8 protein-coding genes are annotated in these 14,190 nt (G+C 69.5%); all 8 read right to left on the bottom strand.

What is annotated here, in order from left to right:
• Positions 1-37: 37 nt before the first annotated feature.
• Positions 38-1,039 carry a beta-ketoacyl-ACP synthase III gene (locus tag UK23_RS44485; RefSeq protein WP_045317876.1) on the bottom strand — a complete coding sequence of 334 codons (1,002 nt, stop codon included), beginning with the start codon at positions 1,037-1,039 and terminating at the stop codon, positions 38-40.
• A 13-nt stretch (positions 1,040-1,052) separates the two neighbouring features.
• Positions 1,053-2,420 carry an aldehyde dehydrogenase family protein gene (locus UK23_RS44480; protein ID WP_045317875.1) on the bottom strand — a complete coding sequence of 456 codons (1,368 nt, stop codon included), beginning with the start codon at positions 2,418-2,420 and terminating at the stop codon, positions 1,053-1,055.
• A 12-nt stretch (positions 2,421-2,432) separates the two neighbouring features.
• Complete coding sequence (locus tag UK23_RS44475; RefSeq protein ID WP_231114968.1) at positions 2,433-3,095, bottom strand: PAS domain-containing protein; 663 nt, start codon at positions 3,093-3,095, stop codon at positions 2,433-2,435.
• Between the two features lie 406 nt (positions 3,096-3,501).
• Positions 3,502-6,189, bottom strand: coding sequence for an AAA family ATPase (locus UK23_RS44470; protein ID WP_052685600.1), 2,688 nt, complete (start codon positions 6,187-6,189; stop codon positions 3,502-3,504).
• Entirely contained in the window at positions 6,189-8,798 is a 2,610-nt protein-coding gene (locus UK23_RS44465) for a LuxR family transcriptional regulator (RefSeq protein WP_045317874.1), read from the bottom strand. Before UK23_RS44465 ends, UK23_RS44470 begins: the two co-directional genes overlap by 1 nt.
• A gap of 153 nt (positions 8,799-8,951) precedes the next feature.
• The gene (locus tag UK23_RS44460; protein ID WP_045317873.1) at positions 8,952-9,401 is read right to left on the bottom strand and encodes a hypothetical protein; all 450 of its coding nucleotides are present in this window, start codon (positions 9,399-9,401) and stop codon (positions 8,952-8,954) included.
• A gap of 74 nt (positions 9,402-9,475) precedes the next feature.
• Positions 9,476-11,176, bottom strand: coding sequence for a 3-hydroxyacyl-CoA dehydrogenase family protein (locus UK23_RS44455; protein WP_045317872.1), 1,701 nt, complete (start codon positions 11,174-11,176; stop codon positions 9,476-9,478).
• Positions 11,177-11,189: 13 nt separating this feature from the next.
• Positions 11,190-14,190, bottom strand: a 3,001-nt coding sequence (locus UK23_RS44450) for an SDR family NAD(P)-dependent oxidoreductase (protein WP_045317871.1), incomplete at its 5' end; no start/stop codon positions are given.

Genomic DNA, 14,190 nt, shown 5'->3' with positions numbered 1-14,190 from the left:
TCATCCACCTCACGTGGATGAAGGTTCCCTTCATCGTTTACTCCGAGAGGCTCAGGGCGGGCCAGACCAGGGTGGTTGCGCCCCAGGTGAGTCCGCCGCCGAACGCGGTCAGGAGGACCTTCTGGCCTGGTTGGAGCTCGCCGGAGCGCACACCATGCGCCAGAGCCAGCGGAATCGAGGCGGCAGAGGTGTTTCCGACGTCCGTGATGTTGGAGACGAACTTGTCACGCGGCACGCCCAGCTCAGCCGACACCGCGTCCAGGATCCGCGTGTTGGCCTGATGCGCGATCACCTTGTCCACATCGGACTCGACCCACCCCCGCCGCTTGACGGCGTTGCGCGAAGCCGCGGACATCCGGGCAACGGCGTTGGCGAAGACCTCACGCCCCTCCATCTGGAAGAACTTGTCACCGTGCGGCACGATGTCGCGCGACGACCGCTGCCGCGACCCACCCGCGGGCACCGTGATCAGGTCGGACAGCTCGCCGTCAGAGCCGAGGTCGAACGGCCCGAGAGCACCCGGCTCGTCAGGAGATCCCGCACGCAGCACCACCGCACCCGCGCCGTCACCGAAGATCACGGACGTGGTGCGGTCCTGCGGGTTGAGGATCGTCGAGTAGGCGTCCCCGCCGATCATGACGAGGCTGTCCACGATCCCGGCCGTGATCAGTCCGGCGCCGACCCCGAGCCCGTACACGAAACCCGTGCACACGGCCGCGATGTCGAACGCCGGCACGTCGACGAGCCCGAGCCGCGACGCGATCTCCGGTGCCGTCGCGGGACAGGGCCGGTCGGGTGTGGTGGTCGCGAGGATCACCCCGCCCGCACCCGGCACCCCGGCCGACCGCAGCGCCCGGCGCGCCGCCTCGACCGACAGGTCCGAGGTCGCCATGCCGGGTTCGACCACGTGGCGTGTGGCGACCCCGATCCGCGTCCGGATCCACTCGTCGGTCGTGTCCAGCTTGGCTGTCAGCTCGTCGTTGGTGACCACCCGCGGCGGGAGCCATGACCCGAGTCCCGCGACCACCGCTGCGCGCATTCTCCGACCTTCCTCACCGTTCGTCCGCCAGCACTTCCGGCAGGAAATGACTGGGAAACCCTTGGAACACCACGGGACGCTGGAACCGTTCGACGGCACGGACACCGACCGAGGTGTGGAACGGGGACGTCGTCGCGGGCCACGGGCCGCCGTGGTGCATGGCGGGCGTGGTCGCGATGTCGTTGGGCCACTGGTTCCACACGATCCGCCCGGCACGTCCGGTCAGCTCACCGATCAGGTCCGGCAGAACGTCGTCGTCCTCGCCGTGCGCCGTCCCATGAACAGTCACGGTCAGCTGTCCGGGCAACGCGGCGGCGAGCTCCAGCAGTTCGTGGCTGTCGCGGTAGGTGGCCACGACGGAGACGGGCCCGAAGCACTCGGACAACGCCTCGTCGTGGCCCGCCAGCACGTCGGCGGCGGTGGTGCGCAACAACGTCGGTGCGTGCCCGCCCGCGCCCGACCCGCCCTCGACCAGCACGTCGAGGAACGCGGTCAGCGCCTCCACACCGGTCTCGTAGCGCTTGGCCACGAGCTTGTTGAACAACGGTTCCGCCCGCAGCGCGCGCACTTCGTCAGCGACGTCGCCGGCGAAACCCTCTGGTACCACGAGAAGTCCGGGTTTGGTGCAGAGCTGCCCGCTCTGCTTGCCCAGCGCACGAGCGAACCCTCGCGCGATCTCGCTCCCCCGCAGTTCCGCCGCTCGCTTCGTCACGAACACCGGGTTGACGCTGCCGAAGCCGCCGTAGAACGGGATCGGCTCCGGGCGGGTGGCGACGAGGTGGTGCAGTTCGCGGCCGACCCGCGAGCTGCCGATGAACGCGACGGCCTTGATCCGCGGGTCGAGCACGAGCTGACGGGCGCGGCGCTGACCGTGCACGAGCGCGAACACGCCCTTGGGCAACACTTCTTCGACGATCTCGGCCGTGCGGTCGGCGAGATCGGGGTAGCTGTGGCTCGCTTTCACCACGACCGGACAGCCGGCGGCCAGCGCGGAGGCCGTGTCACTGCCGGCCACGGAGAACGCGAACGGGTACGACGTGGAGCCGAACACCGCGACCGGGCCGAGCGGGATCAGCATGCGGCGCAGATCCGGCCGTGGCCCAGGAGGCCAGCTCGGATCCTCACGGTCGATCACGACCCCGTTGACCGCTCCGGAGCGCAGGTACTCGGCGAACGAGCGCAGCTGGAAGGTGGTGCGACCAACCTCCGCGCGCAGCAGGTCACCGGGAAGCCTGCACTCCCACTCGGCCAGCGCCACCAGCTCACCGGTCTCCCGGTCGAGCGCGTGAGCGACGGCGTCGAGTGCGGCGGCGCGGTCGCCGGGACTGGTGGCACCCCACTCGCGGGCTGCGTGTGCAGCCCGGTCCAGAACCTCCTGCATGGCGCTGCCGTCCTACTTGATGTAGTCCGCCGAGACCCGGGGCGGCCAGCTGGCGACGCTCAGCACACCGAGGCTGTAGGCGCGGGACACCAGCGCGGCACGGTTGGGAGCCTTGAGCTTCTTGAGCATCGTGCCGACGTGGTACTCGACGCCCTGCCGCGACAGGAACAGCCGCGAGGCGAGCCGCACGGTCGACTCGCCGGTCGCGATGCCCTCGAGGATCCGGGCGTCGAGCTCGGTGAGGATGCGGTTGCGGTCGACGACGACGGCGTTGGGCTGCTCGCCCTTCTCCGGGTTCACCACGACGACGAACTGCACCAGGTCGCCGTGCGCGTCGTGGACGGCGATGCCGGTGATGTCGCCGGTGAAGACGGCGTGGCGCGGGCCGATGCCGGCGAGGTGCTCGACGAAGCGCTGACGGCGCCCCTCGACGAGGCGGGCGAACTGCTTGCGCATCGGGCCGTGCACGCCGGGGTGCAGCAGCTCGTAGAAGCTGCGGCCGAGCAGCGACTCGCGGGAGTGCCCGAACTGGGTCACGAAGTCGTCGTTGGCCTCGACGACGCGCAGCTGGAGGTCGAGGCGGGCCAGGCAGAGGCCGGACCGCTCGAGCAGGGAGCGGAACACGTCCGCGTCGGGAACGACGGCTGTGTGGTCGTAGCCAGTGTGGTTGGGCACGAGAGAACCAGCGGCAACAGTGTGCATCGGAGAGTATCCCTCTCGATCGTCGAACTCGGCGTTCCGCGACTGCGCAGTGAGAGACTTGAGATGGTCGCCAGGCGGTCTAGAACAATTCCTGAGATTCCGCCTTGGACACGATGAATCGTAGGAAGATTCGCCGAACGCGGTCAACGAGGTGTGAGGGGTGGCCCCTAATGTTGTGGTAGGGGTGAGCCGGGGGTTCGGGGAGGCGTCCGAGTATTTCGGTAGGACGTTTCGGTGTCGTCTCACCTGATGCCGCATCACCTGCGCTGAGCTGCTGCGATGCACTCGCAGCCGATCGAGACGCCACCGCGCGGTAACTGAGGTGCGGCTCAACTGTGCGGGAAGTGCGCACAAGAAATTCGTAGATGTGTCGCGGAGGTTACGCGGGCGGCGGGTAGGCCCTCGCGAGTGCGCTGGGGAGTTCGGTGCGCCTGCGGATGCCGAGCTTCCGGAACGAGTTGGTGAGGTGCTTCTCGATCGCGCGCGAGGTCACGGCGAGTTCTTCCGCGATTTCGGCGTTGGTGAGGCCCTGGACGACGAGTCCGGCGACCTTGAACTCGGTGCGGGTCAGTGCCACGACAATGCCCGGCGAATTACCGTCGAGTTCCTTCGCGATTCTCGTGCCCAGTCTTTCCGCGCCTGCCCCTACCGCGAGCCGGTGTGCCTCCTCGAGGTGCCGCTGCGCTTGCGGGTCGCCATCGGCTCGTTCGCGCGCGCCGAGCTGAAGGAGTGCTTTGGCCCGTTCGAACGGGTTGGCGTGCAGGACCTGGACGGCCTCGTGCAGCATCCCGAGCCCCTTGCGACCTGGCGTGTAGCGGCCCAGCACGTACAACGCCCGGCCGACGCCGACCGGCGCGCCCCACTCGACCGCGCGGTCCCACGCCTGGGCGGCGGCGTCCCGCGCGGCTTTGAGATCACCGAGCTGGGCGTGCAGCCTCGCGGTCGTGATGCACCAGGGCAGCAGCACGGGGTTGCGCCAGCCGACGCTGTCCAGCACCCGCCCGCAGTCTTGGAACCGCTCCAACGCTGCGGCGTTCTGCCCCGCCAGTGCTTCGCCGGTCGCGTGCAGCATCCGGTAGACGGCGTCGCAGCCGGCGGGTTCGTCTCGATCGGGGCGGGAGCTCAGTATTTTGGCGATCAGCGACGGGTCTCTGAGTTCCATCGCGACTGCGGTGAGTCCGACGGCCGCAGTCGTCGTGTCGCCACGCCAGTCCAGCACGGCGAGGTCGACGGCGTGCTCGGCCGCCCGATGCGCCTCTCCGGGTTTTCCTTGGTGCATCAGCACGAACGACTGCTGAGCCAGTATCAACGCCTTCTCGACGGTGTTGGTGGCCTGGCCGAGGGCGCGTTCGAGCCACGGCACGGCTTCGCGGGCGGCGTCCGCGGCGGCGAGAACCCTGATGAGCAACGGAATCGCGGTGTGGACGTGCCTCGGATGCGGTGCTTCCTGTTTCAGCACGGCACTTGCGATGTCCGCGACCTCCTGTGCGGGCATGCGGGCGGTGAGCATGGCGGCGTCGAGCAGGATGATCTGCAGTTCGCGCCGGCCGGGTGTGCCGCCGTCGATCTGCTTCAGGCGTTGGACGGAGTCGGTGAGCAGCGCGGGGTTCGCGTGCCACACATACCTCTGCCGCGCTTCGAGCCGGTAGCGGAGTTCCGGATGGTTCAGCTCGGCGGCGACCTGGTCGATCAGCTCCCGCACGGGCCGCGGCGCCTGCCCCAGCGCCGTGGGCGCGATCCTCACCAGCGCGGTCGCCCGATCTTCGACCTCGCGGAACAACGGCACGGCGTAGGAGATGTGCCGGACGGATGCGGCAGGGTCGAAGAACCGTTCCGCGGTGGCGAGATCGACGAGGAGCCGCGCGCGTTGCTCGGAGTCGCCTGGAACATCTCGCAACGCCCGGCGCAGATACCGCGCCGCGACTTCCGGAGCGCCTCGCCGCATCGCCGTGCCCGCGGCTTCCCGCAGTGTGCCGATCGCCCAACGCCCCTGCGTCGTCGTGACCGCGAGCAGCCGGGCCGCGACCTGTTCGGCCGGCCTGCCGTTGTCGTGCAACAGCTGCACGGCCCGCGCCTGCCATTCCTCGCGTTCGCTCACCGGCATCGACTCCTCGACCGCGTCGCGGACGGCCGGTCTGCTGATCACGAGTCCGGCGTGGTCGAGGATCCGTTGTGCCTCGAGCGCTTGCTGTTCGGTGAGCCCGGCGAGCCGTCCGGTCAGGTCGTCGTCTCCCAGGATCGCAACGGCTTTGGCGTAGTCCTGGACGTGTCGCGGTTGCGTCGCAAGGCCGCGCACGAGCTTTTCCTTGAGCCGGGCGGGCCTCAGCTCCTGAACGTGCGGCACCTGGTCCGCGGTCGGGCTGGTGACGTGGTTGAGCACCGCGCGCAGGAACATCGGGTTGCCGCCCGTGACGGCGTGGCAGGCGGCGACGAACTCGTCGTCGGGAGTCTGCCCGGTGCGGCGTTCGACGAGTTCCGCGATCGCCTTGGCCGACAACGGTTCCGGCCTGATCTCGGTGCTGCGGAACTCTTCCAGCCACGGGCTGCGCTCGCCGTCCGCGGCCGCCGCGACGAGCAGGATCGGGTGCTCGCTCAGCGTTTTCGAAAGCCTGACGAGCCACCGCGACGACGGGTCGTCGGCCCACTGCAGGTCGTCGACCAGCAGCACGGCCGGCTTCTCCGCGCTCATGACGTGGGTGAGCGCGGTGAGCCCGCTGACCGCCGCTTCCTCGACGGCGAAAGCGGAGTCGAGCTGCACGTCGAGCTCGAAGACGGGCTTCGCCAGGCCGGCGGTGCCGGTGAGCCAGCGATCGCAGGCACCGGCGCGGCCCAGTGCGGGTTCGAGCAGCTGGCGGGCGACGCCGAACGCGAAGTCCTGTTCCACCACCGAACAGGTGGCGGTGAGGACGCGCATGCCCGTGGCCCGCTCGCGGAGTGCCTGGAGCAGCACGGACTTGCCGCAGCCGAGTGGTCCGGCGATGACGATCTGGTCGCCGTGGCCGTCGCGGGCGCGCTGCAGTGCGCGGGTGAGCTGTCTGAGTTCGCCGGCGCGTTCGAGCAGGATCATCACGAAGCCAGCAGGTCCGCCAGCTCCGCGCGGCTGGAGATGCCGAGCTTGCGGTAGGCGCGGGTGAGGTGGACCTCGACGGTCCGCAGCGTGACGAACAGGTGGTCGGCGATCGCGCGGTTCGTGACCCCGGCGGCGGCGAGCTCGACGACCTTGCGCTCGCTGGCGGTCAGCACCGCCAGACCGTCCGCTGTGGACGGAACGCGCATCCGGCCGCCGACGCCGAGCAGCATCGTCCTGGCCGAGTCCGCGAGCGTCCGGCTCCCGGCCCGCAACGCCAGCCCGACGGCGGCGCGCAGGTGTGTCCGCGCCTCCCGCGCCTGGCCCGCGCCCGTCCAGCGCTGGCCCAGCAGGAGCTCCGTGCGTGCCTGCTGGATGAGCGACGGAATGGCGGCGAACGCGTCGGAGGCGGCCTTCGCCATGTCCAGCGCGGCCGGCCCGTGCGTGGTGTAAGCCCGTGCCAGCAACGAATAGGCGGCCGACTCGCGGGACGGCCAGGCTTTCGCCAGCCTATCGACCTCGCGCATCGCGGCATTCGCGTCGCGCCCGGCCATCGACAGCACCTGGACGACGTCGGTCCACGACGGCAACGCGCTGGGGTCGCTCAACCCCGTGGCCGCCAGCACCGTCGCGCACGCCGCCATCCGGTCCGCGGCCAGCGGGATGTCGTCCTGCACGAACGCGAGCCATCCGAGCGTGCGCAGGTATTCGCGGTGCGTCGGCGTGAGGTGCCGGATCGCGTCTTCGTCCACTTCGTCCAGCAGCTGCGCGGCGAGCGGGGTGTTGCCGGTCTGCAAGGACAGCCACGCCAGCAGGATCACCGCTCGCGGCAGCTGCCAGCCGCAGTCGCGCGTCGCCTGGACCGCTGTCGAAGCGTCCTTCGTGGCTCGCTGGAGATCGCCGAGTGACATGTGCACCAAGGCGCGCTGCACCAGCGACCGGCAGTGGGCGAGTGAGTCTCCGTTGCGGGAGAAGGCGTCGACGGCCCGGTCCAGCACGTCCAGTGCTTCCTCGGTGTGCCCGGCGACGCGCAGCACGGACGCGGCCGAGAGCATCGACCAGTCGGTCAACGCGTCCGGATCGGACAGTGCCGACCGCGCGTAGCCGACCGCGGTCTCGATGCTGCCGCCGCCGCGCATGGTGGCTTCCGCGACCACGCCGAGCAGGCACCGTTGCGCCGTCGTGTCCGCGGCTCTGGGCGGAGTCGCCGCGGCCACGGCCCCTGCCGCCGCGTGGACGTCGTCGAGGTCGATGGACAGCTGCACGGCGTCGAGCAGCGTCACGAGGTCCTCGGACACCGCGGGATCCCTGGCGAGCCGGAGAAAAGTCCGCGTCCGGCCGGTGAGCGAGTGCTTCACGGCCAGCGCGGCACGCAGGTCAGGGTCGCTGGTGCGGTGGAACGCGGCGGCGAGGTGCTCGCAGGCCTCGTTCGGGTCGTGGCGGGAGAGTTCGGTGGCGAGCTGGACGCGCAGTTCGACGTCGTCCGGATCGAGCTCGACGAGCCTGCGGAGGTAACGCGCGGCGTCCTGCGGTGGCCCGGTGGTCGCGGCCTCGTGCAGCACCTGCGACATCCAGGGCGTGTCGACCGCCGGCAGGTGGACGAGCTGGTCCGCAACCGCTCTCACGTCGTGCCCGAACTCGTCCAGCACGACGGCCGCGCGGCGCCTCAGGTCGGCGACCTCGGCCGGGCCGAGCACTTCCAGCACGCCCGCGCGGTACCACTCGCGAACGTGGTCGGGAAGGCCCTCGCCGAGCAGATGTTCCTTCCGCAGTACGGAAATCCCGTCTTCGGCGACCCGCGCCGACACTCCGGCGAGCGGCCCGACCAGTTCTTCCCGGTCCACGACGACGAGCGCCGTGGCGATGGCGCGAAGGTGCTCGGGCTGATCTCTGAGCCGGCGTGCGGCGACGAGTTCCACGGACTCCTGCCTCAACGCCTGAGCGGCCCGGATGTCCGCGAGCACGGTCGTGAGGTGCCGGGGAATGCCGCCGGAGAGCCTCAGGCACAGGCTGGTGAACACGGCGTCCGGCGGGAAGTGCAGGGTCGTGGAGATCATGTCGGCGACCTGCGGTGTCGTCAGCGGCTGGAGGTCGACGACGTGCGCGCGGGCCAGTTCGACGTGCAGCGGCGCGTGCTGGGACAGCACCAGGCTGACCGGCTCCTCGCCGAGCCGGCGCACGACGAAATCGATCCAGCGGACGGTCGCGTCGTCACACGCGTCCAGGTCGTCGAGCACCAGGCAGACGGGCGAACGTTGGGCCAGCGTCAGGACATCGCGCCACATGCCCCGGTATACGCGGTAGAGGTCGGCAGGAGCCGGGTCGGCGAGTTCCGGAACAATCACACCCGTCTGGACGAGGAGACGGCGGGCGACCGCGAGCGGCCGGCGTTCACCCCGGCCGACGCTCGACAACACCGTCGTCCCGGCACGGGACTCGGTCGCGGCGGCCAGGCGCAGGACGGCGGACTTGCCACAGCCTCGGGCACCCCTCACGAGCAGGGCCTGCCCGCCCGCGCCACGGCGGGCCGCGGTCGTGTGGTGCGCCACCGTGGTGAGCGCGCTCTCACGCCCGAAGAGCTCAGTGACGGGGCCCGACTGGTTGTCCACCACCTACCGCCTCAGGTTGGAAGAGATGTCCCGGCGCCTGAGGATAAATGCCCCAGGTGACCGGACCGCAAACTCTGCGAGGCAAGTGTCAAAGTCTGGCAGGCGATTCCGCAATGTGCGGGTGGCTAATCTCCCGCGGTTCCAGTCAGTGAACTAATACGCCACAACGCGGCCGGGCACAACCCGGTAGAGGCTGGGTTTTTCCGGCAGGAACGCGAGCCCGAACCTGGTGAGGAACTCACCGAACCGGGCATCGACGAAGTCCGGGTCCGGCAGGCCGTCCCACGTCTCGGCGGCGGCCCTGGCGACCTCGACGGCGCTGCTGTCGTAGACGACGAGGTCCGGGAGGTCGTCGGCGAAGTACCCGCGTGCCAGCGAGATCGGCGACACGCTGTCGTCGAGGAACCCCACCACGTCCCACCGGCCCTCGGTGGCCTCGGTGAGCGCGAGTCTGGCGGCGACCTCCGACGAGGTCGCGTAGGTGACCCGGTAGCCGCGCCGCACCAGTTCCTCGATCACCGCGAGCGCGGGTAGTGCCTGTCCCTGCAGGGGATTGGCGAAGATCGCGACATGCCGCCGTCCCGTGCCGACCTCCTCGGCCATCTGTGATGACCACCTCTCTGCGAACGACGAGCGTGCCTGTGCCCGTTCTACGGCAATTAATGCTCGGGAATCTCTCACTTTCCTTTGTCGACAAGCCGGAATCCGCTTCCCGTTTTCCTCCCGAGGTGGCCGGCGGCGACGAGCCGGCGCAGTTCCTCGGCGGGAACGGGTTCGCCGGCCTTCGACGCGGCGCCGAGGGTCTCCAGAATGGCCAGGGACACGTCCAGGCCAATGGTGTCGAGGAGCGTGAAGGGACCCATCGGGTGGTGGAACGCCGTCACGATCGCGGTGTCGATCTCCTCGACCGTCACGTCGGTGCGGGCGAGCATGCCGATGGCGTCGTTCAGATATGGGAACAGCACGTGGTTCACGATGAAGCCGACGCGGTCCGCGCAGTCGACCGCGGTCTTGCGCAGCCACTTCGCCAGCGCGTGGGCGGTGGCGTGCACCTCGTCGGCGGTGTGCTCGGTGCGGACGATCTCGACGAGCTTCATCACCGGTGCGGGGTTGAAGAAGTGCAGCCCGATCACGTCGGCGGGGCGGCTCGTGGCGTTCGCGCAGTCCGTCACGGAAAGGCTCGACGTGGTGGTGGCGATGATCGCGCCGGGTTTCGTCGCTTCGTCGATGCCTTGCAGCACAGCGCGTTTCACCGTCATGTCCTCGGCGACGGCCTCGATCACGATGTCGGCGTCACCGAGCGTTTCGCAGCCGGTGCCGACGGCGAGCCTGGCGAGGACGTCCTGGCGATCCTGCTCGGACATTCTTCCTTTTTGGACTCCTCTGGTGAGCGACGACCAGATCTTGTCCTGTGCCTCGGCTGCCTTTTCGGGTGTGCGGGCGAGGAGTGTGGTCGGAATGCCCGCCACGATCAGGATTTCGGCGATGCCGCGGCCCATCAGCCCGGCGCCGACGACACCTGCTCGCCGGATCTCGCGCGGTTCGCCGTTCGTGACGCGGTTGCGGGCGGGCGGCACGATCTCGCCGCGGTCGTCGTAGCGGTGGAAGCCCTGCCCGGTTTTTCTCCCGAGAAGTCCTTCGCCGACCATGCGGTCCAGCAGCGGCGACGGGACGTAGGAGTCATCGCCGGTGATCTCGTGGAGCTTCCCGAGTGCTGTCCGGACCGTGTCGAGCCCGATGAGGTCGAGCAGGTGCAGTGGCCCGAACTTGAGTCCACAGCCCAGTTTCACGGCCGTGTCGAGATCTTCGACGGTCGCGTAGCCCGCGTCGGCGAGGTTGATCGTGCGGTTCATGCACGCGTAGAGCAGCGCGGTGGCGGCCTCGGCTGACCGGCCGCCGAGGCTGACGATCTCGGTGCCGGCCAGCCGGACTGCCTTGCGTGCCAGGTGAAACGCCTCGGGTGAGGCCATGGACGTGCCGATCAAGCTTGCGTGCTGCCCGTACGGCGGCGGGATGGAGTAGCGCAGCCCGACGACCCGGTCCGGCGCTCCGGACGCGATCGCGAGCTTCGCCACCGAGAGCGTCGGGGTGGTGGTGAGGAAGACCGTGCCCGGCGCGCACTGTTCCACGAGCCGTTGCAGCATGGTCGCTTTTGTCTCGAACTCCTCCGGCAGTGCCTCGATGACGAGGTCCGCGCGTTTGAGGTCGACCAGCTCGGTGGCGAGGGTCAGCTGCGGACCGCTCAACCTGCGGTGCACGCGGGACAGCACGTCGAGATCGCTGTCCACGCCGATCACCTCGGCCCCGTTGGCGAGCAGGACCTTGGCGAGTCCTTCTCCGAGGCCGCCGAGCCCCACCACCCCGATCACCAGTGGCATGTCCGTCCCCTTCTCAGAGACCGAGTTCTTCGTCGAGCATGGCGAACATCTCGTCGTCACTAGCCGACTCGAAGTCCCTCACAGCGCTGGTTTGCTGGCTGTTCTCCAGCCACTTGGTGCGCAGAACGTCGAGCCTGGCCGCGATCTGTTGGTGCAGGGCGTTGTCCACGCTGGCTTCGTCGAGCGCCTTCTCGAACGCGTCGAGGTCGGCCAGCACGCTCGGCAGTCCGGCTTCCGGCGCGTCGGCGAGCAGCTCGGACTTGAGGTGTGCCACCAGATCCGCGGGCGTCGGGTAGTCGAACACCAGCGTGGCGGGGAGTCGCAGCCCCGTCGCGCCGCCGAGGCGGTTGCGCAGTTCGACCGCGGTGAGCGAGTCGAAGCCGAGCTCCTGGAACTGCCTGTCCTCCTCGATGATCTCGCCCTCCGCGTGGCCGAGCACCTCGGCGACCTGGCCGCGGACGAGCTCGAGCAACGCGTCCGTCCTTGCCTGGTCGGTGAGGTTCGTGAGCCGCTTGACGAGCGAGTCTGCGGTTTCCTGGCCTGCCACCGCCTTCTTCGACTTGGTGCGCACGAGACCGCGCAACAGCGGTGCGACCTCGTGGTTGCGCAGGACAGCGAAGTCCAGCCTCACCGGGATTGGTGCCGCTTCGCCGGTGTGGAGCGCTTCGTCGAAGAGGGTCGTGCCCAGCTCCTGGGTGATCGCGGGCATGCCGGTGCGGGCCATGCGTTCCGCGTCCTGGGCGCTGAGCATGCCGGTGTCCCAGGCACCCCAGGCCATGCTCGTGGCCTCCTGGTCGTGCGCCTTGCGGTGCGCGGCCAGTGCGTCGAGGAACGCGTTGCCCGCGGCGTAGTTCGCCTGCCCGGCGTTGCCGAACGTGCCGGCGACGCTGCTGAACAGGATCAGGTTCGCTTGTGGCGCCAGCTCGTGCAGGTACCAGGCAGCATCCACCTTCGGTTGGAGCACCGGGTCGACGCGGTCCAGCGTCAGCGACTCGATCGTGCCGTCGTCCAGCACACCGGCCGCGTGGATGATCGTCTGCGGCTGGTGGCTGTTCAGGAGTTCTTCGAGTTCTCGGCGGTCGCTGACATCGCACGCCGCGACGGTCACGTTCGCCTGCAGGTCACTGACGTCTGCCTGCCCGCTGCGGCTGGCGAGGACCAGTTCCTGGACCCCGTGGTTCTCGACGAGGTGCTTCGCGATGATCCGGCCGAGTCCGCCCGTGCCACCGGTGATGAGCACCTTGCCGTACTCGGCGGTCTGCTCGGTCCGTTCCGCCCTGGCGAGGCGGCCGCCGAGGATCTCGCCGTCCCTGAGCACGATCTGCGGCTCGTCGGCGTTCACCGCCTGCCGCAGCACCGCGAGGCTGGAGCGCTGGTCGTCGATGTCGAGCAACCCGAAGCTGCCGGGGTGCTCGGACTGCGCAACCCTGACCAGGCCCCAGATCGCCGCCGCCACGGGGTCCGGGACGTCGCTTTCGGTTGCCGCGACGGCGTTCTTCGTGACGAACCAGAGCCTTCCCGCGCGGTGGCCGGTGATCCACTCCTGGACGTTGATCAGCGCGTCCGACACCGCGGCGTGCGTCGAGTCCACCACGTCGTCCGAGTAGGCGACGACTTCGGTGACCACGATCTCCGCGTCCGCCATCTCGATGTTGTCGAAGACGCGCCCCTGCACGAAGTGGTCGACCAGCCCGAAGTGGTCCTGGCCCGCGATCGCCACGGTCGCCTCGATCGGCTGCGTGGCGTTGAGCGGCGTCCAGTCGAGCGTGAACAGCGCGTCCCGCGTGGTGTTCTCGTTGAGCTGCCCGGCGTTGACCGCCCGCACCACCAACGACTCGACCTCGGCCACCGGGTTTCCTTGCGGGTCCGCGATGACGATGTGCATCGCCCCGCTCTCGTCCCGCGTCATCCTCACCCTGACCGCGGCCGCCCCGGTGGCGTGGATCTTCACGCCTTCCCAGCTGAACGGCAGCCCCGCTCCCCCGTCGCCCTCGGCGAGCAACGCGGTGTGCAGCGCGGCGTCGAGGAGTGCCGGGTGGATCCCGAACGCTCCAGGCTCGATCCCTTCTGGCAAAGCGACTTCCGCGTACACCGCACCTTCGTGCCGCCAAGCGTTCCGCAGGCCTTGGAACGTGTCCCCGTACGCGAACCCGATCTCCGCGAACTTCTCGTAGACGCCGTCGAGCCGGACCGGCTCTCCGACGGGCCAGGTGTCGAGCCGCTCGCCCGTCCGATCGCTGCTGCTCAGCGTTCCGCCGGCGTTCTCGGTCCACGGCAGATCCGTGTCCTCGGGCCGGCTGTAGATCGTGACCGCGCGCTTCCCGTCCTCCTCGGCGCTGATCACGACCTGCAGTTGCACCCCACCCTGCTCTGGCAGGATGAGCGGGGCCGCGATCGTCAGCTCCTCCAAGGTGTCGAGCCCGAGCTCCTCGGCGGCCTTGAGCGCGACCTCGACGAGTGCCGCGCCCGGCACCAGTGCCCGCCCCATGATCACGTGGTCCGCGAGCCACCCGTGCGTCCTGAGCGCGATCCGGCTCGTGAACAGATGCCCGTCCTGCCCGGCCAGCTGGACCGCCGCACCGAGCAACGGGTGCCCGACCCCGTTGAGCCCAGCCGACTTCACATCGCCGGCGCCCTCGACCACCTTCGGCCAGTACGACTGCCTCCGGAACGCGTACGTCGGCAAGTCGACCTTCTTCGCTCCTGCGAGCAGCGGCGACCAGTCGACGTCGGTGCCCTCCGCGTGCGCCTGCCCGAGCGCGGTCAGGAACTGCGTGACCTCGTTCGCGCCCCGCCTGCTGACCGCAATCGCCCCGTCCACCAACGGCGTCAGCGCCGCATCGGGCCCGATCTCCACGAAGGCGTTGTCCCCCAGCGCGGTCACGTTGTCGTGGAACCGCACCGCATGCCGGACGTGGTCGACCCAGTAGTCGACCGTGGCAGGGTTGCCGCCGGCCTGGAACGGAATGGCGGGCTCGCTGAAGGTGATCTCCGCGATCGCCTCCCGGAAGTCC

The organism is Lentzea aerocolonigenes, from assembly GCF_000955955.1.
In the GTDB taxonomy this organism is placed as follows: Bacteria; Actinomycetota; Actinomycetes; order Mycobacteriales; family Pseudonocardiaceae; genus Lentzea; species Lentzea aerocolonigenes_A.
The sequence above is the reverse complement of the archived record's forward strand: the minus strand, read 5'-3'. Positions and strand labels throughout refer to the sequence as shown.

Bases quoted from the DNA above. Each gene is read 5' to 3' on its own strand.
- UK23_RS44455 (WP_045317872.1), bottom strand. From the start codon at position 11,176: ATGCCACTGGTGATCGGGGTGGTGGGGCTCGGCGGCCTCGGAGAAGGA.
- UK23_RS44460 (WP_045317873.1), bottom strand. From the start codon at position 9,401: ATGGCCGAGGAGGTCGGCACGGGACGGCGGCATGTCGCGATCTTCGCC.
- UK23_RS44480 (WP_045317875.1), bottom strand. From the start codon at position 2,420: ATGCAGGAGGTTCTGGACCGGGCTGCACACGCAGCCCGCGAGTGGGGT.
- UK23_RS44485 (WP_045317876.1), bottom strand. From the start codon at position 1,039: ATGCGCGCAGCGGTGGTCGCGGGACTCGGGTCATGGCTCCCGCCGCGG.
- UK23_RS44470 (WP_052685600.1), bottom strand. From the start codon at position 6,189: ATGATCCTGCTCGAACGCGCCGGCGAACTCAGACAGCTCACCCGCGCA.